The 20,427-nt window shown below is 43.3% G+C and carries 16 protein-coding genes; 2 read left to right on the top strand and 14 right to left on the bottom strand.

Features of this window, described 5'->3' with window-relative positions; translation table 11 throughout:
- Positions 1-2 precede the first annotated feature (2 nt).
- From HMPREF9380_RS04275 to HMPREF9380_RS04230, 10 genes are all read right to left on the bottom strand, one after another.
- Entirely contained in the window at positions 3-632 is a 630-nt protein-coding gene (locus tag HMPREF9380_RS04275; protein ID WP_002933877.1) for a TIGR01906 family membrane protein, read from the bottom strand.
- The gene (locus tag HMPREF9380_RS04270) at positions 625-1,395 is read right to left on the bottom strand and encodes a TIGR01457 family HAD-type hydrolase (protein WP_002933878.1); all 771 of its coding nucleotides are present in this window, start codon (positions 1,393-1,395) and stop codon (positions 625-627) included. Before HMPREF9380_RS04270 ends, HMPREF9380_RS04275 begins: the two co-directional genes overlap by 8 nt.
- Entirely contained in the window at positions 1,392-2,147 is a 756-nt protein-coding gene (locus tag HMPREF9380_RS04265) for an acyl-[acyl-carrier-protein] thioesterase (protein WP_002933879.1), read from the bottom strand. The genes HMPREF9380_RS04270 and HMPREF9380_RS04265 overlap by 4 nt, the downstream gene beginning before the upstream one ends.
- A 3-nt stretch (positions 2,148-2,150) precedes the next feature.
- Positions 2,151-3,281 (bottom strand): radical SAM family heme chaperone HemW, encoded by a 1,131-nt coding sequence (gene hemW / locus HMPREF9380_RS04260; RefSeq protein ID WP_002933880.1) that lies wholly within the window; start codon positions 3,279-3,281, stop codon positions 2,151-2,153.
- A 138-nt stretch (positions 3,282-3,419) separates the two neighbouring features.
- Entirely contained in the window at positions 3,420-4,223 is an 804-nt protein-coding gene (gene proC / locus HMPREF9380_RS04255) for a pyrroline-5-carboxylate reductase (RefSeq protein WP_032907413.1), read from the bottom strand.
- 2 nt (positions 4,224-4,225) lie between these two features.
- The gene (locus HMPREF9380_RS04250) at positions 4,226-5,488 is read right to left on the bottom strand and encodes a glutamate-5-semialdehyde dehydrogenase (protein WP_002933884.1); all 1,263 of its coding nucleotides are present in this window, start codon (positions 5,486-5,488) and stop codon (positions 4,226-4,228) included.
- A 21-nt stretch (positions 5,489-5,509) separates the two neighbouring features.
- The gene (proB, locus tag HMPREF9380_RS04245) at positions 5,510-6,619 is read right to left on the bottom strand and encodes a glutamate 5-kinase (protein WP_032907415.1); all 1,110 of its coding nucleotides are present in this window, start codon (positions 6,617-6,619) and stop codon (positions 5,510-5,512) included.
- 114 nt (positions 6,620-6,733) lie between these two features.
- Positions 6,734-7,630, bottom strand: coding sequence for an RluA family pseudouridine synthase (locus HMPREF9380_RS04240; protein ID WP_002933889.1), 897 nt, complete (start codon positions 7,628-7,630; stop codon positions 6,734-6,736).
- Complete coding sequence (lspA, locus tag HMPREF9380_RS04235; RefSeq protein ID WP_002904412.1) at positions 7,614-8,081, bottom strand: signal peptidase II; 468 nt, start codon at positions 8,079-8,081, stop codon at positions 7,614-7,616. The genes HMPREF9380_RS04240 and lspA overlap by 17 nt, the downstream gene beginning before the upstream one ends.
- A gap of 3 nt (positions 8,082-8,084) precedes the next feature.
- Positions 8,085-8,987 carry a LysR family transcriptional regulator gene (locus tag HMPREF9380_RS04230; RefSeq protein WP_032907417.1) on the bottom strand — a complete coding sequence of 301 codons (903 nt, stop codon included), beginning with the start codon at positions 8,985-8,987 and terminating at the stop codon, positions 8,085-8,087.
- A 278-nt stretch (positions 8,988-9,265) separates the two neighbouring features.
- Here HMPREF9380_RS04230 and HMPREF9380_RS04225 point away from each other — a divergent pair, with 278 nt between their 5' ends.
- The gene (locus HMPREF9380_RS04225; protein ID WP_002933894.1) at positions 9,266-11,623 is read left to right on the top strand and encodes a KxYKxGKxW signal peptide domain-containing protein; all 2,358 of its coding nucleotides are present in this window, start codon (positions 9,266-9,268) and stop codon (positions 11,621-11,623) included.
- Positions 11,624-11,773: 150 nt separating this feature from the next.
- Here HMPREF9380_RS04225 and HMPREF9380_RS04220 read toward each other — a convergent pair whose 3' ends face one another.
- From HMPREF9380_RS04220 to HMPREF9380_RS04210, 3 genes are all read right to left on the bottom strand, one after another.
- Complete coding sequence (locus tag HMPREF9380_RS04220) at positions 11,774-12,631, bottom strand: GNAT family N-acetyltransferase (RefSeq protein WP_002933897.1); 858 nt, start codon at positions 12,629-12,631, stop codon at positions 11,774-11,776.
- A gap of 112 nt (positions 12,632-12,743) precedes the next feature.
- On the bottom strand, positions 12,744-14,705 hold the full coding sequence (locus HMPREF9380_RS04215) for a peptide ABC transporter substrate-binding protein (RefSeq protein ID WP_002933899.1): 1,962 nt from the start codon (positions 14,703-14,705) through the stop codon (positions 12,744-12,746).
- 285 nt (positions 14,706-14,990) lie between these two features.
- Positions 14,991-17,789, bottom strand: a complete 2,799-nt coding sequence (locus tag HMPREF9380_RS04210) for a glycoside hydrolase family 3 N-terminal domain-containing protein (protein ID WP_002933901.1) — start codon at positions 17,787-17,789, stop codon at positions 14,991-14,993.
- Between the two features lie 236 nt (positions 17,790-18,025).
- On the opposite strand from HMPREF9380_RS04210, the gene HMPREF9380_RS04205 reads away from it, so the two are divergent.
- Positions 18,026-18,766, top strand: a complete 741-nt coding sequence (locus HMPREF9380_RS04205) for a hypothetical protein (RefSeq protein WP_002933903.1) — start codon at positions 18,026-18,028, stop codon at positions 18,764-18,766.
- Between the two features lie 94 nt (positions 18,767-18,860).
- Here the strand turns inward: HMPREF9380_RS04205 and HMPREF9380_RS04200 are convergent, their stop codons facing one another.
- Entirely contained in the window at positions 18,861-20,216 is a 1,356-nt protein-coding gene (locus HMPREF9380_RS04200; RefSeq protein ID WP_032907419.1) for a vWA domain-containing protein, read from the bottom strand.
- Positions 20,217-20,427 lie beyond the last annotated feature (211 nt).

Consider the following 20,427-nt stretch of genomic DNA (forward strand, 5'->3'; position numbering starts at 1 on the left):
TATTAAATTTTCTCCTTACCCTTTCGGCTCAGGAAATACAAGGTTAAAAAGATTCCCTCATAAAGTAAAGCAAAAAGAATAAAGGCGTGCATGAAAAATTCTTCTGGTAGAATCCAAATGACTGGATCCTTAGTTGGATCAAACATCCAGGTATTGTCTCCGGCAAAGAGAACTTGATGAAAGAGTGTAAAAAAATTGTTAAAACCAATCAGAAAGGCCTGTCCAGCAAAGACAAACGGCAAGAGACTAATCACCAGAAAAGCCCGCCTGTAGAGACCTAAAAATCCCTTTTTGACTACTTTTTTGATAAAGAAAATCAAAGCAGGCAGAGTAACTAGAAAAATAGCTTGCGCCAAATGAAAAAGATACTTGACCACCTGAAAATGATGTAGCCCTGCAGCTGACGAACGAAAATCTGGCATCGCCAGTTTCTGATTAAAAGGATTGGTCAGGTAATTCATCAAAATATTAAAATTATACTGAATGGTCTCTGCTTTCAAATACACCTTATCCGGCAAGTTGAAATGAGAAATCTCCATCGGGTATAAAAACCAAGCCAGATAAATGGTTAGCAGGATGGCTACTGCCAGCAAGCACAAGACGCTGGCTAAAAATCTCAACTTATCACGCATCGAAGTCCCACTCCGCTAGACTGGGCAAGACATGCGTCGGTTGGATCGGCAGATTGGGTACCTCTTCTGGCAGGGTAAAGCCTGTTGTGACCAAAAGGGTCGGAATCCCATTGTCGATTCCCGCTCGAATATCTGTCAGATAGTTATCACCCACCATGACCACTTCTTCACGCGCCAACCCTAGATGCTCTATGGCTTTTTCCATGATGATGGCATTGGGCTTGCCGATAAAGGTCGGTTCAACCCGAGTGGCTGCTTCCAAGAGGGAGTTGATTGCGCCAGCTCCCGGCTGCAAACCTCGCTCAGTCGGAATGTTGAGATCTGGATTGGTTCCGATAAAGTGAGCACCCTTTTGAATAGCCAGAGTCGCTATTGTCAGCTTCTCATAGTCCACTTCCCAGTCCAGACCCACTACTACATAGTCAGGATTTTCTGTATCCTCTATGTATCCAGCTTCTTCAATGGCATGTTTAAGCCCGACATCACCGATAACATAGACTTTCTTGCCCAGATTTTTCTCCTGCATATAATCAATGGTAGCTAAAGTAGCTGTGTAAATAGTTTCAAGTGGCGTCTCAATATTGAAATTTGCAGCCAGCATGGTCTGCACTGCTTCTGGCGTACGCGTGGTATTATTAGTCACGAAAAGATAGGGAATCTTGCGCTTCTGCAGCTCATGTACAAAAGCTTCACCAGCCGGAATCCGACTCTTTCCCTTATAAATCGTCCCGTCTAAATCAATCAAATATCCTTTATAAGTCATTTCTGCTCTTCCCAATTCTCTTGTTTAAACTCTTGCCAGGTTACTAAAGCCTGGGCATTGACTTCCCCGTCACTGGAAATCTGATGATTGCTCTGCAGACCTTCTAGGTCATAGCTAGAAGCAATCATACCGCCCGGACGGACTTCCTTGACATACTTGAGTTGGACTTTCTTGGGAATGTGTTTCATCAGGAAGTCTGCACCCATTACCTCAAAGATCCAGTCCAGATACTTGCTATTATTTACATGGCCGTTCATATCCAAGTCGTAAAAGCGCACATGGTAGTCCTTGCTGACAGGATTTTTCAAGTCTGGATACTTAGGACCGCGCAGTAATTTCTTGGAAAAATCAGACTGGTAAGGAGCGACAATCTCCGGATCAACGGCACGAACCTTTCGGCTATCGCGATCCATAAGAACAAAGGTTGCCATCATCTGGATAATGGCCTCACCCGCTTCATCAAAAATCGTGAAGCGACGGTAGCAAAAGAGCCGATTGTAGGTCAAAGCTTCTGTCTCAATGGTAATCTCCTCTGCAAATCGCGGCAATCGTGTCACATCGATATCATAGTCCGTGATAATCCAGACTAGGTTATACTGATCCAGCATATCCTTGTCACTGACGCCAAGCTCGATTGACTGCATCCCCGATACCTGCAAGGACAGCAGGATGACATCCGGCAGCTTGATATGGCCATTCAAATCCGCCATATCAAAAGGAATTTTCATTTTCATTTGATAAGTTACGCCCATGATTTACTCCAATATAAATTTCTCAGCAACCGTATCGCCCAAAAAGAGGCCTTGTTTGGTCATGCGCACGATGTCTCTGTCTGGCACTAGCAAACCCTGCTCAGTCAGTTCAGCCACGACAGCCCCGTACTGATCTTCAAAGGAAACACCGAATTTTTCCTCAAAACGCTTTTTAGAAACACCTGACTTCTTCCGCAATCCTAGAAACATCTCTTCTTCCATCTTTTCATTCAGTGTCAGCACTTCTTCCTGCACACGGGCATTGCCCGCTTCTACTGCCTGCAGATAATGACGAATCGGTCCATGGTTTTTATAGCGAACACCATCGACATAGCCAGACGCTCCCGCTCCAACACCATAATATTCCGCATTGTCCCAGTACATGAGATTGTGGCGGCTCTCAAAGCCTGGCTTGGAAAAGTTTGAAATCTCATAATGCTCGAAGCCGGCCTTTTCCAGCTCAGCTATAATGTATTCAAACATCTCCGCTTCCAAATCTTCCTTGGGCAGAGGCAGCTTCCCTCGCCGCATCCGATTCATGAAGACCGTATGATTTTCCAAAATCAAGCTGTACAGACTCATGTGGGGAATGTCTAGGGCAATAGCCTTGGCTACATTGATTTTCACATCTTCCATAGTCTGCTTGGGCAGGGCATAAATCAGGTCAATCGAGATATTATCAAAACCCGCTTTTTTGAGATTGGCAATATTCTCATAGATGTCCTTTTCTGAGTGACTGCGACCAATCTGCTTGAGCATGCGATCATTGAAAGTCTGTACACCCAGCGAAACTCGATTGACAGGCGAGTCTTTAAGAACAGCAATCTTTTCCTGGTCCAAGTCCCCGGGATTGGCTTCGATGGTCAACTCTTCTAGATAAGACAAGTCCAGCTTGTCCGTCAGTTTTTCCAACAAAAAAGCCAACTGACGCGCCGATAGAGCGGTCGGAGTTCCGCCACCGATATAGAGGGTACGGAGCTTTTTGATGTCGTAAGAATCATACTCCTCAATCAAATGCTCCAGATAACTATCTACTGGCTGATTTTTGATAAAAACCTTGGAAAAATCGCAGTAATAACAAATCTGAGTACAAAAAGGAATGTGCACATAAGCAGAAGTCGGTTTGGTTTGCATAGTACATATTATACCACAGTTTTAAAGAGAGGACTTATTTGATTATCAAACAAAGAAAAAAAGAGTGATCCTGTAAAGACAAAAATTGTCCTCGCATGTCACACCCTTTCTATAATCTAAAAAAATTGAAGATCTAAATCAATTATTCCCCAACTCCTGCGTCCTCTTGTAAGCAGCTTGAACGGCATCCATGACCGTTCCTCGAAAGGCATTTTCTTCCAAACTGACTACCCCGGCGATGGTCGAACCGGACGGACTGCAGACCTGGTCTTTGAGTTGAGCCGGATGTTGCCCACTGACCTGACTTAGCTTGGCAGCGCCTAAAAGGGTTTGATTGGCCAGTTCAAGCGATATATCGCGACTGAGTCCTGCTCGGACACCAGCATCCGCTAAAGCCTCTATAAAGAGATAGACGAAGGCTGGTCCACAGCCAGCAAGAGCTGTCGCTGCATCCAATTGCTTCTCCTCTAGTTTGACCAAAAGGCCAGCAGAAGACAGTAGCTCACGCAACAAATCTTCGTCTGCTTGATTCGCCTGCTGGGATAAGGCATAGCTAATAACACCCTCGCCAACAGCTACTGGTGTATTAGGCATGATCCGAATCCAACGATGGTGGCTAGGTGTCAATTTTTCTAATATTTCCAAACTCAGACCAGCAGCCATTGAAACCAACAAAATAGACTCCCGTTTTTCTAGAATTTCCTGATACTCAGCCAGCATGTCAGCAAATTGAGCTGGTTTGATGCCAAGGAAAATCACCTCTGCCTGAGAAAAAACTTCTTCATTACTGACCGGTTGTCCACCAACTTCCGCAGCAATCTTTTCAGTCTTGTCACGACTGCGATTGGCTAATAGTAATTCGCTTCTATATCTTTCATCTTGGGCAACTAGGCGAGCGAGACTACCACCCATATTTCCCAGACCGATAAATCCAATTTTCATCATTATTTCCTCACTTGACCAGTCCCTTGGATGACGTATTTATAGCTGGTCAACTCTTTCAGTCCCATAGGACCTCTGGCATGCAGTTTCTGAGTAGAAATCCCCATTTCGCAGCCAAGGCCAAATTGACCACCGTCTGTAAAACGGGTTGAGGCATTGACATAAACTGCTGCGCTATCCACTTGCTCTGTAAAGTAAGCTGCTGCTGCAGCGTTCTCCGTCACAATGGCATCCGAGTGATGGGTGCTGTGAGCCTCAATATGCTCCACCGCTTCTTCCAGCGAAGAAACTAGCTTGACCGCTAAGATATAGTCCAAAAATTCGGTATCAAAATCTTCCGGTCTAGCTTGCGAGCCCGAAATATACTGAGCCGCTTTCTCATCCAAACGTAATTCAACAGCTTTTTCTTGCGCAGCATCACGATCTGTCACCAGCATCTTCTGCAAACGTGGTAAAAATGCAGCTGCAATCTCTTCGTGAACCAGCAGTACCTCCATGGCATTGCAGACAGAAGGGCGACTGGTCTTGGCATTCTCAATAATCGCCAAAGCCTTGTCTTGATCAGCATCCTTATCTACATAGACATGGACAATTCCAGTACCTGTCTCAATAACCGGCACAGTTGCATTTTCCACAACCGCCTGAATCAGTCCGGCACCTCCACGAGGAATGAGCAAATCCAGATATCCCTTGGCCTTCATCATAGCCTGGGCTGAAGCCCGGCTGGTATCAGAAACCAACTGGATACAATCCGGCGAAATCTTCGTCTGAGCCAAGCCTTCTTTCAAAGCTGTAACAATAGCTAGCGCTGTCTGATAAGCATCCTTGCCGCTTCTGAGGACGACTGCACTGCCACTCTTTAGGGCAAGAGCTGCAGCGTCAGAGGTGACGTTAGGCCGGCTCTCGTAAATAATACCAATCACACCCATAGCCACCCGCTTTTTACTGATGACAAGACCGTTCTCAAGCTCGGTTTTTTCCAAGACTTGCCCTACAGGATCCTCCAAGTCAATCAGCTGGCGAATGCCCTCAGCCATGGCAGCAATGCGATCCTCGTCCAGATAGAGTCGGTCCAGCATCACATCTGAAATCTTACCTTTAGCTGTGGTCATATCCAATTCATTGGCTGCTAAAATATCCGCACGAGAAAGCCAGAGCTGACTTGCCATTTCTTCTAAAGCATGGTTTTTCTCAGCCGTTGTGGCCGTATTGATTGTCTTCTTGACTTCCTGAACCTTTTCAAAAATTGCTTGTGTTGAGGTCATCTCTTCTCCTTTCCTCGTCTTCTAAAATTCTGCAAATAAATCATTCACCTCCGGTGTCATAGAAATCCAGTCATCCCGATGAATGACAACACCCTTAGGTTTATTGGACTTGAGCATATCTTTAAGAGCTGACTTGCCAAAACGCACGCGCCCTTTACCAAGGATAGCTCCACTGCCTTCCTCGTAAACTGTCACCGTATCTTGATAGGCAAAGCTACCCGATACAGATACAAGACCAGAAACCAACAAACTTTTTCCCTTATTTTTGAGAGCGTCGGCTGCTCCTTGGTCTACATAGATTTCCCCTTGACTTTTAGCATAGAAAGCCAGCCATTGCTTCTGCGTCTTTAGACCTTTTTCCTGGGCTAAAAAGAGACTGCCATCCTTGGTTTCTTCCGCTGCTTCAAGCAGAGCATCAGACTTGAGTGAAGAGCAGATATAGACCGGAACACCAGACATGGTTGCCAGCGTTGCAGCCTTAATCTTTGTCAGCATACCACCAGTCCCGTTGCTCGTTCCTGCACCGCCCGCCATATCAATCAGCTCAGAGCTAATCTTCTCAATCTTTTCCAGTCGACGAGCATCTGGATTGATAGAGGGATTGGCCGTGTAGAGTCCATCGACATCTGTCAAGAGCACCAGGAGGTCCGCCTGAACCATAGCCGCTACCTGAGCACTCAGTGTATCATTATCGCCGACCTTGAGCTCCTCGATAGCCACTGAGTCATTTTCATTGATGATAGGAATAGCGCCGCGATTCAGCAAGACAGACAAGGCCTGATGGGCATTTTTGTAACGCCGCTTATCTGCAAAATCATCCTGGGTCAAAAGAATCTGAGCAGAAATAATTTGCTTCAAAAGAAGATTGGTTGTGTATTCCTCCAAGAGCAAACCCTGTCCAACAGCAGCTGAAGCCTGTTTGTCTGCCACCTTGGTCGGTCGTTTTTTAAACCCTAGAGAAGAAAAACCTGCCGCAATAGCTCCTGATGAGACCAAGATTAACTCATGTCCCACCTCATGCAAAAAAGCCAACTGCCGAGTAATTTCCTTTACCTTGGCGCGTGACAGACTGCCATCTGCATTGGTTAATGACGAAGTCCCCACTTTAAATACGATTCGCTTTGCTTTCATTTCCTTTTCCTTCACTGCTAGATTGTCTTATTATACCACGATTTACGGAAAATAAAAATGACCGTGATTGAAGCGGTCAGAGGAAAATTTATATTTTAATAATGAATGAACTTGCTATTCTTGTCGCAGCTTTTTCAAAGTTTCTTGGAAAATAGCTGGCACTTCAGCTGTAAACTCCAGCACTTCACCAGTTCGAGGATGGGTAAAGCCCAGCGTTCGCGCGTGCAGAAACTGGCCATGTCCTTTCAACGTCTTACGTGGTCCATAGACCTCATCTCCAGCCACAGGGTGCCCAATGTAGGCCATATGAACACGGATTTGATGAGTTCGACCTGTTTCCAGTTGAAGCTCAACCAAGCTAAAGTCACCAAAACGTTCCAAGACTTGGAAACGCGTCAGAGCTGGCTTACCTTTAGCCGTCACAGCCTGCTTCTTGCGGTCTTTTTCACTGCGGCCAATCGGTGCTTCAATCACTCCACGGTCGTTAGGTAGATTTCCATGAACAATAGCCCAATACTTGCGTAGGGATTTCTTATTCTTGAGCTCATCAGCCAGAGCCACATGGGCTTGGTCATTCTTAGCAATCATGAGAAGCCCTGAAGTGTCCTTGTCAATCCGATGGACAATCCCCGGCCGGAGGACTCCGTTGATGCCGGACAAGTCTTTGATGTGGTACATAAGAGCGTTGACTAGCGTACCGCTTGTATGACCTGCAGAAGGATGGACCACCATTCCCTGAGGTTTATTGACAACTGCCACGTCCTCATCTTGATAGACGATTTCTAATGGAATATCCTCAGGAACATACTCAACCACTTCCGGCTCAGGCAGCTCATAGGAGATGACATCGCCTTCTTTGACCACATATTTGGCTTTTTTGACTTGTCCATTGACCAAAATCCGGCCGTCCTTGATCTGCTCATTAGCCAAACTCCGCGATAGGAATGTCAGCTCTGCCACCGCCTTGTCCAATCGCTGACCAACTACTGAGACCTCAATTCTTACTTCCATCTTTTTCTTCCTTCAAAATCATCAGCAGTAAAATAGCTACACCAAAGGTCAGATACATATCAGCCACATTGAAAATAGCAAAATTAATAAAATCTAACTGAAACATGTCCACGACAAAACCTTGACGTATCCGGTCAATAAAGTTTCCCAAACCACCAGCAATCACCAAGGTCAGCCCAGCCAACATCCACTTTGAGGCGTGGAGGTGCTTGACGAGGTAGTAAACTGCTCCGCCAATAACCAGAAATGTCACTAAAGTAAAGAGCCATTGCTGATTTTCCAGCATGGAGAAGGCTGCGCCGGTATTCTGAAGATAGGTCAGACTCACCAGATGCGGAATGAAACTCTTGACCTGCCCCAGCTTAAAATCGCTGACAATATATAACTTAACAAGCTGGTCCAAAACAATAAGAACCAAGACTGCAAAAGGAATAATAACTTTTCTTTTCATACTTTATTTTTTCTGTGCAAAATACTCTTTCATAACTGATACAAAGTCTTCTCCGACCTGAGTCAGCTCTACATCTTCACGCTTGACATAGACCATATGGTTGTCCAAGTTGTCGCGAAGCTTGATGACAGTAATACCATTTACACTATTACTGTCCAAAAAGCCAGATCCAGTCGCATAAGCATCAGTACGCTCCAAAATCCCATTCAAAGTCGCCCGGTCCGTCACATTAAACATCTGTGAGCTGGCACTGGTATCGACAAAATTCTCTGAATAATAGAGATACTCGTCCTTTTCTTGGGAGAAGCGAACAGTCGGCAAAGCAGCCAAATCTTCCATGACCAACTCCTTCTTCTGAGTCAGAGGATGATCTTCCCGCAGGTAAATGTGGGTCTGAAAAGGAATCAGCTCAATTACTTCCAAGCCTAGCTTTTCCACCCGCTGCATAATCCCTTTAGTATTCTGATTATTGAGGTAGATAATGCCGATTTCACTATGGCCTTGCGCTACTTCGTCCAGAATCTGCACAGTTGTTGACTCAAAAATCCGGAAGTTTTTATACTCTGGATAGGTCTGAGAAAATTGTGTAATCAGAGGCGGCAGAAAATCATAGTGCTGGCTGGCAATAGAAAACTCATCACGCTCCTCCTCGGGATTGGCATATTGATTTTGAAAGACATCAAAGCCCTTGACCAAGTCTTGAGCCTTCTCATAAAACTCCATTCCTCGGCGAGTCAGAAAAGTCCCGCTGCTGGTCCGACGAAAAATCTTGAAGCCCAGTTCTTTTTCCAGATCACGGACAGAGATAGACAGACTAGGCTGGCTGACATACATTTTTTCCGCGGCTTCTCGAAAGGTTCCACTGTTAGCAATGGCGACCACATAACGCAATTGTTGAATATTCATAACATTTTCCTTCTTTACATATCGTCTCATTATACCATAAACCAAGGCAGAACAAAAGGTTCAGGCAGAAAACATTCATCTTCGTTTTTCTATTTATTGTTAGAAATAGATGCGTCTAATAACTCTAATTTTATATTAGCATGAAAAACAACCATAACATTATGGTAATAAAAATGTGCTATATTATTTAAGAGTAATTTACCAAGCTCACCAACTCTCATGCCCCTCAAGCGGCAAGATGCAAAACTCTTCCGTTCTCACTTTAGAAAGGAATTATCATGAAAAAAAGAACGCATTTCAAACTCCGAAAAGTTAAAAAGCAATGGATTACAGTTGCAGTCACTTCTGCTACTTTAGGAGCTGGTTTACTGACTTTTTGTCAAACAGAGGCAGAGGAGATGACTTCACCTAGCTCTCCACAGCAAGCTCAAGTTAGACAAAATATCAGTCCGCAGATTTCTGAAAACACTGATAACCTTCTGGATACCCCAGAAAATCATCTAGCTGAGCCAGAACATCAGGATGAAACTATATCCCAAGACCCGTTCGAAACTGACAATAATAGCCACCAAGAGGAGTCCAATCCTTCTCAAGGAAAACAGGAAAATCCAGTGGAAACAAAGAATACTGAGAAAGAACAGGTGAAGAAAGGAGAAGCGACTGCAGAAAAGGAAGCAAACAACCAGTCAGATACTGAAATCACTCAGCCAAAAACTGAGCAAGCAAGACAAAACAAGGAGGTCGAAAAGAAAGAACAAAACGATCCTGCCATTGACCCTCCTAAAAATCAGTTTGTAACAGATAAACAGGGCCACACGTTTTACTACGACGAAAAAGGAGAAAATCCGCAGGGCTTATTTGAAGTAGACGGAAAAAAATACTACCAAGATCGTTATAGCGGTATTTACAAAAACCAGCTAGCTCGAACTGGTTACGAAGGAGCTACTTACTATTTCGGCCAAGATGGCCATCCTATTACCAATCAATGGTGGGAAGAAGAATTTTACCCTAGAAATCGATACTATTTCGGTCCAGACGGAAAAGCCTTGAAACATTGGCAAACTTTCGATGGACACAAGGTCTACTTTGATGACTACGGTGTCTTAGTCAGAGGATCATATCGCATAGATGGCAAAAAATACGCCTTCGAAAAAGATACAGGCTATCTTATTACCAACAGATTTTTCCAATATGCACCTTCAAATGATTGGTACTACCTCAATGAACTCGGCCAATTCGTCAACGGATATCAAACCATTGACGGAAAAAAATATTACTTCAACGATAATGGGCTACAGCTCAAAGGACTCGGTTTTGATTTAAAGCAGAAACTGCTCTACACAGATCCTAATACTGGTGAAATTAACACAAATCCACTCCAAACCAACCGTTTTTATACTAATCAAAGCGGTCAGTGGTTCTATATCACTGCTAACGCCGAATTGGCAAAGGGCTTGCAGATTATAAACGGGAAGAAGTACTATTTTAGCGCTTCCGGATTTCAGGCAAAAGATCAGTTGGTTGAAATCAACGGAAAAAAATATTTCTTTGCGCCTGATACTGGAGAGATGGTCAAAGACCGCTTTGCTGGTATCAAATCCCGCAACAACTACGGCAGTTATATAGCTTGGTATTATTTCGGTCCAGACGGTGCTGCACTAACCGGTGAGCAGACTATCAACGGTAAGCAATTAGAATTCTACCGTAGCGGAGAACAAATAAAAGGTAAACTCATCGACGACGGCGACAGTTTCCGCTATTATGATGCCTACACTGGAGAGGTGGTCAAAAATGAATTTCGTTATATCGGAATAGGCAACAACTACACTTATTCCCCTTATTTCAACGGCTGGTACTATTTTGATGAGAAGGGCCGAGCTGTCATAGGATGGAAAGAAGTGGATGGAAAGCTTTTGTATTTCGCAAAAGGACCTAATCCAGATCTGAAGTACGATTATTATCATCAAAAAGGCGGACAAATCAAAGGCGAACTTTGGAAAATTGATGGCAAACTCTATTATTTCGATGAGTGGACTGGAGAGAAAGTGACCAATCGCATCGTCTACTATCGCGGATCCGACTATATCATTGATGCAGATGGCGTCGCTACTAAAACAGACAAGGATTTTGACGAAGAAATGCCACCCAATGCTAAAAATCAATTTTATTTGAGTCCAAAAGGCTACTACTATTACTTGGGAGACGACGGCAAACCAGTCACTGGCTGGCAGACCATTAATGGTAGAAAAATTTACTTTAATGAAAGAGGTCGCCAAATTAAAAATGAACTAAAATTTATTGACGGCCGCTACTACTATCTGGACGACAAAGAAGGCGAAGCCCAAGCCAATCTTTTGGTCTCCTATGTAAAAGGTAATGGAGAAAAAATTCAAGTCTATCTCAAGGAGGACGGAAGCTTAGCTAGTGGCTGGCTGACAACCAACGATAATACCTATTACTTTGATAGCAATAGCAGTCCATATCCCGCTTTGGTGACTAGTCAATTAAAGGAAATCGATGGGAAAAGCTACTGCTTCGGAAACTCCGGTGCCCTGCTTAAGAATCAAACTTTCAATCTGAAAGGCAAAAAATACAAAGCAGATGAAAAGGGAGTTGTAACTCTGATTGAGCCATAAAAAAGATGAGAAGCGAGGCTGAGATCAAGAGATCTCAGCCTCTTCACTATGGTCAAAAAACTGTGGTGCAATCTAGTCTGCAAAACTCACACTCTGCTATGTACTCCATTTCACCCAAGATATATCCATCTAAAATGAGCCAATTCATCTTCACTTCTCTGTCAGATAGACAACCTCTGTCATCTCTTTGAAGCCTAACTTTTTATAAAGTTTCAAAGCTCGAGTATTCTGCTTTTCTACGACAATCTGAAACTCCTGTCCATTGCGATCATTTAAATCCCGCATACTTGCAAGCAAGAGATAGCTTCCTAACCCTTGCCCCTGAAAGGCTTGATCAACCGCCAAGCCAAAGAAATAATTGGTCCCAAAATCCGTATCAACCGATACTGAAGCCACAACTCTACCGTCTTTCTTCAAGATGTAAAGCAGACTGGAGCCACTGCTAACGGCTTCTCTGGCATATTTCAAAGCAACATCTAGCGGTGTCTCAAAGACTTGGGACTGAAAGGCTGCAATCTCTTCTGCCAAGTCCAAACTTCCCTGCATGACTTCTATCCCTTCTCTTTCTTCCAGAGGAAAAGTTTGAGCAGGCTGTGCCAGCCAGATTTCAGCTTCATCTGCTTGGTAATCAAATCTTCTAGCAAAATCAGGTTGAGCGTTCAAAAAGACCAGCTCCGCTACATACTCAATCTCGGTCAAATCATACTGATCAGCTACTTTTGCAAAAGCAGCCAGAAGCAGATTAGCCACACCCTGACGGCGATACATCGGCAGAACATAGAGAGAAACCTCAGCTTGGCCAGGTTCATCCGCGTAGACTGATAAAGAGCCGATGGTCTGGCCATCCATCTCAGCCAAGAAGAAGGCTGGCATTTCAGGATCTGCATTATAATTATTATCCAGGTAGGGCAGTCTATATCCTCCGTCCACCTTATTACACTCTTGAACTAATTCAAACAATTCCTGCTTTTCTTTCTCAGGTAATTCACTATAAATCCTTATTTGCATCCGTCTCACTTCCTTGCAGTATTTCTTTCTATTTTACCACGAATAGCCCTATCAAGCCATTCAAAAAGGGGCTGGAAAAATCCAGCCCCAATATCGCTAAGTGAATCGTTTTTTATTTTTCAACGTGGTCAGCAAGTTCTTCCTGGGCTTTTTTATTTGCCGCAGTAGCTTCTTCTTTCCATTTTTTCTTAGCCGCTTCGTATTCTTTGGTCGTTACTACATCCTTCTGAAGCTGAGTCAGCTTGAAGTTGTAGCCTGAACCTTTGACACCAACTGGTGAGTAGGCCTTTGTAAATGGCACTGATTTAGTAACCGACGGTGTTGCACCTTGTGATACAGTCGGAATAATCAAACCGCTATCTAGCAACCAAGCTTCCGCTTCTGCATACTTTTCGTAACGCAGCTGCACATCGTTGGTTTCAGCATTGGCTTCTTCCAGCATCTTAGTATATGTATCCAAGCCCAGCTCTTTAATCTTATCATTATCCTGACCTGGCTCAAAACCAAAGTTTTGCAAGCTTCCGCCGTTCTTGATATTGAGAGTATCAAGGTAGGTAGATGGGTCTTGGTAGTCACCAGTCCAGCCACCAGTAGACATATCATAGTCTTTCTGAGCAGCAGAGTTAGCAAAATAGGTGATATTATTAAGGTCGTCTGTGCTCATCTTTTGCAGGTCAATGACGACATTTTCTGCTCCAAGAGCCGATTCGATAGACTGCTTGGTTGAGCTAGCCCATTGAACTCCAATAGTGCTAGACTGATCCACAGGCATATCTAAGTGAATTGGGAATTCTACTCCCTTAGCCTGCAAAGCTTGCTTCGCTTCTGCAAATTTCGCCTTAGCCTTTTCAGGATTGTAGTAAGGATCTTGAGCGTCAGAGAGGTCAATTCCTTGCCATTGGCTGCCATAGTTGACTAATTTTTCTCCAACAACGGTTCCAAAATCCTTGTCGCCAATTTGGACAAAAGTAGGTGGTACTAAGGTATTTCTCAAGACCTTAGTCGCTCCGTCTTCACCATTTCCTTGCGCACCATAAGATGTACGGTCAAAGGCAAAGTTAATAGCCTGACGGAAATCCTTGTTCATGATTGCTTCGTTGGTAGCAGATTTTTGAGCGTCTGTTGTTTTAGAAGTATGATTGTAAGACTGACGGTTGTAGTTGAAATTATAGTAATAAGAAGTAGAATCTTGCGGGCTGTATACGATATTGTCCGCATATTTCTTCTTGACTGAAGCAAAGCCTGAGCTATTCGGATAGAGACGAGCTGTGCTGTAAACGCCATCGCTGAAGTTACGAATCAGTGCTTCCTGATCATTTCCATCATAGTAGGTCAGCTTGATGCTACCCAGAGTGACATTGTCTTTATCATAATAGTTTTGGTTTTTGACAAATTCCATCACAGACTTGGAAGTCAGAGACTTGAGCAAGTAAGGACCATTATAGAGGATGCTAGATGGCTTGACAGAGCCAAAGTTGCTTCCTTCTGCTTTCAGAAACTCTTCATTGACTGGGAAGAGAATTGTGCTGGTTGTTTTAGAGTTCCAGTAAGGCTCAGGGCGGGCCAAAGTGTATTGCAGGGTATGGTCATCAATAGCTTTGACACCAACATTGTCAAAATTCTTATCTTCACCCTTGATATAAGCATCCAGGCCCTTCACAGAGTCCTGAACGAGATAAATAGCTTCAGAATTTTCATCTGCTGCATACTTCAAGCCAGTCACAAAGTCCTGAGCTTTTACTTCTGCATATTCTTCACCATCGGATGTGTACCATTTAGCATCATCGCGCAGCTTATAAGTATAGGTCAGACCGTCCTTAGAAACTGTCCATGACTTCGCGATTGAGGGAACTAGATTCCCGTACTTGTCATTTTCAAAAAGTCCATCAACCAGGTTGGAAATGACATCACCTGTCGTTGCACGGTTTGTAGCAAGATAGTTCAAGCTGTCAGGGTCTGAACTATAAACGTAAGTATAATTATTTGTGCTAGATGAAGACTGGCTACAAGCTGTTAGCAATAGCCCGGCGCTCAGTGCAACTCCAGTCGCAATCAACCACTTTGATGCTTTCATGGATAGAACCTCCTTTGATGTTACATTTTATAACATGACCTATTATACCAAAAAGCGTATAAAAAGTAAATAGTAAACCGATGACAGATGAGTAAAATATTCAAGTCAGTATGCTTTTAGGAAACACATAAAGCTCTCAGCTACCGCATTCCTACTAATTTCCAAATAAAAAAAGAAGAATCCGTTTTTACTGCAAACTTGCTTTGGATTCTTCCTTTTTGTTATTTTATCAAGAATAAGTAAAACTGTAAGCTCTTCAACACTGCTTGCTCGTTCTTTTATTGCTTATAGTCTGCGAGAGGACAAGTCATACAGATAGACAGCCCCAAACAAGAACAAGGCACCCAGCAAGACTAAGAACAAACTGCTGCCGTCTCCTGTTTTAGGAAGCTGGCTTACCTGTGTAGCCTGCTGACTTAGCTGCCGACGAGAACTTACAGGTTCAACAGAACGTAAACTCAGCTGAGGAGGATTTTGTTGACCTGGAACCATGCTCTGCCTAGCTTCAGTAATCTGAACAAGTTCCTTGTAGTAACCTTCTCCCATACTGAATTCTCTGTCTTGACTGTCAATCAAGGTTAGAGAAAGCACCGGGCTGAACTGACCTTCCACTAAGCCTTCCAAGTTAATCTCAACCGGATTAGTATCATTGGCTTTTTTAGAAATCAAAACAGTATCACCAGAGATGGTATAGTCAGGACCGGGCAGGATGCTGAAATGCTGACTATCCACCTTAAGAGCAAGACGGTAGTCATTTTTCTCTAGACCGTTTAGTCCACTCAGGGTAACGGTAGCTGTAAAAGGCTGATCTAGCTGAGCAGATGCAGGGACATTCACTTTGATATCCTTAACTGGATCGGTATAAAAGAGACCATGCCCAATCGGATAGGCTACCTCTGTCTCAGACATGATACCATCCTTGATACTCGGCACATTTACCGGTAACCTCCCAACATGATTTTGACCATTGAAAATGACTTCCACACCTGCTGGGATATTAGGACCGAAGGCGTTGTCAGGCTTCAGAGACTCTGTTGGATCCATGCCCTTGTTTCCATAAACTGCTACAATAGCCTTGGCATTAGGATAATTCGCTACATCATAAGGTTTGGAAATGCTCATGACAGCTGCTTGTTTTCCAGTTGCATTTGCATAGTCCACGACTTCTGTCGGTACTCTTGTCAGCCAAAAATCACTAGCCAGTTGAGATTGACGGCCAATTTCAGAGATTAAGACAAGGTGAGTAGCTTGGTCAATCTTTTCTTTCAAATCTTCTAACTTGGTTGTTTTGCTGTAGTTCAAAGCTTCGTATGTGACACTTGCTGGAATCACTCCGTCCGCTATCAGACGCTTGACACCCAGCTCTAGCCCAGGCACTTCATCGTCATAAGCCGCTAACAGCAAAATCCTGTCGCCAGATTTGACCTTAAAAGGCAAAATAGTATCATCGTTTTTAACTACCGTCACCGCACTAGCAGCGATTTTACGTTCAGTATCTCTGTTTAACTCTGAGCCAACAGTTGCTTCAGCCTTAGCTTGAGTACGCTCAGATGGGTCAAAGTCTAAAATACCCCGTTTTTCTTTTAAATTCAAGATGCGGGTAACAGACTCATCCAATCTGCTGACTGGAATATCACCTCTCTGAACCGCCAGCTCAATATCATTGATAATCTTATCAATCTTAGCTAAATCACTCTTGCTGCGTAAGACGGTTGGCATCAGCACCACATCTACACCTGATTTGATTGCCATGATAGCTGCTTCAGATTCTCCGAAGTTTTTGGCAATCGCATCCATTCCCATAGCATCAGATACTACTACACCCTTGTAACCAAACTTTTTGCGAACAATGCCGGTAATAATGTCATCAGACAAGGTGGCAGGGATATAGATGGTTTCCCCAGTTTGCTTAGATATAACCGTGTCTTTTTCGATCTGAGGATACTGAATATGGGCGGTCATCAGCATATCAGCGTTTTTGTCAATGGCAGCCTTGAAAGGCAGCAACTCCAGAGCTTCTAATTCTGCATAGGACTTATCTACCAGAGGCAGACCAGTGTGAGAATCCACCGCCGTATCACCATGACCAGGAAAATGCTTAGCCGCTACTGCGACATTATATTTCTGAATCCCCTCCATCATAGCCGTTCCCAAGCGAGCAACAACCTTAGGGTCTGAAGAGAAGGACCGTAAACCAATAACGGGATTCTGCGGATTGTTATTTGTATCAAAAACAGGAGCAAAGTTGACATTCAAACCTAGAGCCGATAGCTCCCGTCCAATAATTTGACCTGCTTGATTAGCCAATTCTGGATCACGCGTCGCACCAACTGCCATGTTACCAGGAAGAGCAGTCCCACTGCCCAAACGATAAACGATACCACCTTCTTGGTCAATCGCGAGCAAGAGCGGCAGCTTGCCATTATTAGCTTGGTTACTAATAGCTGCTTGCTGCAGAGCCTGCGTCAAGGCTAAGGTTTGAGCAGTTCCTTTCACATTCTCAGCAAAGAGAATGACACCACCAAAGTCGTATTTATCAACCGCTTCTGCCACTTCTTTATTAAGCTGCGTCATATCGGTCTGGGAAGCTTGGCCCTCTTGCTGCCATTTTCTGAAGTCCGGCATCAGCATCTGGGTAATCTTCTGACGAAGAGTCATATCCGCCACAAGCTCCTGCACTCTCTTAGAAGCCGAAGGGGCATCACTCGCTGCCTGACCCTGCGCCAGATTGGCAGCTGCGGAAACTTCTGCAGACTGAGCTGTCGCTGGTTTGGCAGGATTATCCACCGAATTTTCTGCATTGGCAGCTTGGCTTGAAGCAGCCGTTTCAGTAGCTGCAACTGCCGAAGCATCAGAGACCGGCAGAGCTTTTGCAGCAATCTGACCATCCTGACTTGGCGTCCCCCTAGCCCCTGCACTACTATCAGAAGAATCTGTTACGACTGCAACACTTGCTTGTTCATACTGGTTAGCAGGTTCCGGCGGCTGATTAGCCGTATCTGCTTTTATGGCTCCCAATGGCCAAATAACTAGTAATGACAAGGCAAGTACCAATAGCAATTTATACCTTTTCATCATAGGCATTCTCCTTTCATCCCTATAATAATAGCACAAAAAATTATGTTTGTAAACGTTTACATATTATCTAATCCTTGTTTGTTTTTATCACCAATTAGTAATATAATCTCTATAAAAATGAAATAGTATTACAATATTATAGAAATGTTACAGAGGTATAATTTTATAGAAATAACATAACCTAACTGTTAAAAATGAGATTCGTTAATCTTATACTAACAGTTGCATAGAAAGGATTTGCTATGAGACAAGAAAAGAACACCAAAACAATGTTCAACCAACGCTACTGGCTGGGGCTTTCACTCGCTTCTGCTGCGACTTTGGCAGCTGCTTTGATTTCCACCGGAACAGTTCAAGCGGAGAACAAGTCAATCCCAGACTGGGCTTCTAGACGTGAAGTTGGTATTTACGATCCTAGTGTACCCGACATTGAGGACGACCCTACTATCTTTGATGATTCTGAACCTATCAAGGTTCCGGAAGCACCTAAGCGTGAGTTCCCTGGCGCTTTTTATGATGAGTCTGGTGAAAGAATTGAAAATAGAATCGTTCTTCACGAGGGTAAATACTACAGGGCGGACCGCTATGGTAATACATACAAAGTTCAAGATGACCCAGCTGAACAAATTCCGACGAATTTAAAAAATTCCTTCTATACCAGCCCAACCGGGAAGACGTATTATTTCGACGAAAAAGGACGACGGGTCATCAATACTTACACTATTGATGGCAAACTATACTTCTTTGATTCTAACGGAGAAATGGTTAAAAATCAATTTATTAGTTATAGTGAATACACTTTTTACTTCGGAAAAGATGGAATAGCTTATAAAAACGGTCTTTTTAAGATTGGCAAGTACTACTATTACTTTGGTGAGTATGGTGATCTTTATAGGGAAGCTATTGTCAACTACAACGGAAAGACCTATTATGCAAATTGGCACGGCGTTGTCAATATAAAAGACGAAGAAGTTACTCCATAATGAAAAACACCAGAAATGAGAACGTGTGTCTTCGTTTCTGGTGTTTGTTTTATTCAAAACCCCTCTAATGGGAAATTCATTTTTTAGCAGATGGTTATTGTTCTTCTGATTTTCTTACACTAATACCTAGCCCCAATCCAGTCAGAAGCAAACCAAGCCCCACAACACTATAGACTGCCTTTTCGCTACTTCCTGTTTTAGGAAGAGACTGTTCAGATTTGGCCAAAAGTGTTGGTGCTTGAACATGATAGACGGTAGATGTAGGCATTGTAGTACGACGCTCAAGATAGAATTGATAACTATCTTTTATGATTTTATAGTAACGAGCTTCATTGACACTTTCAACAATCCATGAAGTGGTTCCTTTTGTTAGAGCATCAGCTAGGTTATTTTCGATATCAAGCACTCTGCCTTCTGTTGCAAAATTTTTGTAAATTCCCTCAATCGCTTTTACCGTTGCTACGGTTCTTTCTATACCAGCAGCTTTCAAAGCCGCAAGTGTATCAGCAACCGTTGGAATTGAAGGGTCTTCTTTCATTTCAGCATCTGTTAATAAAACGACGAATTTCTTATTTTTAGATGACTTAGACCAATCATAGGTCGAAATAATCTGGTTCAGGGCAGGAGTTGGTGTTTCTGGAGTATCTCCTCCACTCGCTATACGAATCGCAGCTAACGCTTTTTCGAGCTCAGCCGGATCAGTTGTAAAATAAGATGACCCAAACCGTGTTAGAACCGTGTCTTCATCTTTGCTGCCAGAATTACGGCCGTAGACTTCATCACTAAATGTTGCCAAGCCAAAACGTGCTGTAATCCCCTCTTTAGTAATATTTCGCACAAATTCATTAATATTTGCACGAACAATATCAATTGTGCCACCCATGGATCCTGAACGGTCGACAACAAATACAATATCAGCTGAACCAACTTTTGTCACAGTTGGTGGCGTTGAGGTGTAGGTAATAGTTGTAGTCTTATCTACTCGCTCATACTGCGTATAGGGATTCCCATTTTCATCTGTGCCAGATAAAGTATTTTCAGTACGTCTAGTTATTGGCTCTGGCGCCTTATCAAACTTTGACGGAGCCACTTCTGTCTTTGTAACATCAACAGTCGCCGTTTCTACACGGACTGTTTGATTGCCTTCTTGACTTTCTTTGACATCAACAGGTGATACATTTTTTGAGACATCGATCAAATCTCCTGGTTTCGCTGTAGATTCTTCAACAACAGGTTTCGTCGTATCAGCAGCAATTTCAGCACCAGCAGCTTCAATCGGAGAGCTTACTGCTTCAGTTTTTGCTATACCGCTTGATGAAGGTGGTGTACCAACCTGGTCTGCAAAAACATGCGAAGCTTGTGAAAAGGCAAATAGAAGAGTTGCTGATGCTAATCCAACTTTCAATTTGTACAATGAAAAGCCTGGAAGTTTAAATGATTCTTTTTCCATAATTTCTCCTTGTCTTTTTAGATTTAGAAACATGATTGCATCTATTTTATATAGAATAACATAAAAAAATAGGAACTGCAAGCGATTTCAAATATTTATTAGTCTAAAAATTAAAATTTTAGAATATTATCAGAGTTTGTATGCTAAAATTGATGAGCATCATCATGAATTATTAAATAAATGCTTTATCGTGCCGTCTCTAATAAGAAAT

Source organism: Streptococcus sanguinis SK49 (genome assembly GCF_000212815.1).
Taxonomy (GTDB): domain Bacteria; phylum Bacillota; class Bacilli; order Lactobacillales; family Streptococcaceae; genus Streptococcus; species Streptococcus sanguinis_C.

What these genes read in the sequence shown, in the direction of transcription:
- HMPREF9380_RS04275 (WP_002933877.1), bottom strand. Translation starts at nt 632, where the DNA reads ATGCGTGATAAGTTGAGATTTTTAGCCAGCGTCTTGTGCTTGCTGGCA.
- HMPREF9380_RS04270 (WP_002933878.1), bottom strand. Translation starts at nt 1,395, where the DNA reads ATGACTTATAAAGGATATTTGATTGATTTAGACGGGACGATTTATAAG.
- HMPREF9380_RS04265 (WP_002933879.1), bottom strand. Translation starts at nt 2,147, where the DNA reads ATGGGCGTAACTTATCAAATGAAAATGAAAATTCCTTTTGATATGGCG.
- hemW (WP_002933880.1), bottom strand. Translation starts at nt 3,281, where the DNA reads ATGCAAACCAAACCGACTTCTGCTTATGTGCACATTCCTTTTTGTACT.
- proC (WP_032907413.1), bottom strand. Translation starts at nt 4,223, where the DNA reads ATGAAAATTGGATTTATCGGTCTGGGAAATATGGGTGGTAGTCTCGCT.
- HMPREF9380_RS04250 (WP_002933884.1), bottom strand. Translation starts at nt 5,488, where the DNA reads ATGACCTCAACACAAGCAATTTTTGAAAAGGTTCAGGAAGTCAAGAAG.
- proB (WP_032907415.1), bottom strand. Translation starts at nt 6,619, where the DNA reads ATGAAAGCAAAGCGAATCGTATTTAAAGTGGGGACTTCGTCATTAACC.
- HMPREF9380_RS04240 (WP_002933889.1), bottom strand. Translation starts at nt 7,630, where the DNA reads ATGGAAGTAAGAATTGAGGTCTCAGTAGTTGGTCAGCGATTGGACAAG.
- lspA (WP_002904412.1), bottom strand. Translation starts at nt 8,081, where the DNA reads ATGAAAAGAAAAGTTATTATTCCTTTTGCAGTCTTGGTTCTTATTGTT.
- HMPREF9380_RS04230 (WP_032907417.1), bottom strand. Translation starts at nt 8,987, where the DNA reads ATGAATATTCAACAATTGCGTTATGTGGTCGCCATTGCTAACAGTGGA.
- HMPREF9380_RS04225 (WP_002933894.1), top strand. Translation starts at nt 9,266, where the DNA reads ATGAAAAAAAGAACGCATTTCAAACTCCGAAAAGTTAAAAAGCAATGG.
- HMPREF9380_RS04220 (WP_002933897.1), bottom strand. Translation starts at nt 12,631, where the DNA reads ATGCAAATAAGGATTTATAGTGAATTACCTGAGAAAGAAAAGCAGGAA.
- HMPREF9380_RS04215 (WP_002933899.1), bottom strand. Translation starts at nt 14,705, where the DNA reads ATGAAAGCATCAAAGTGGTTGATTGCGACTGGAGTTGCACTGAGCGCC.
- HMPREF9380_RS04210 (WP_002933901.1), bottom strand. Translation starts at nt 17,789, where the DNA reads ATGCCTATGATGAAAAGGTATAAATTGCTATTGGTACTTGCCTTGTCA.
- HMPREF9380_RS04205 (WP_002933903.1), top strand. Translation starts at nt 18,026, where the DNA reads ATGAGACAAGAAAAGAACACCAAAACAATGTTCAACCAACGCTACTGG.
- HMPREF9380_RS04200 (WP_032907419.1), bottom strand. Translation starts at nt 20,216, where the DNA reads ATGGAAAAAGAATCATTTAAACTTCCAGGCTTTTCATTGTACAAATTG.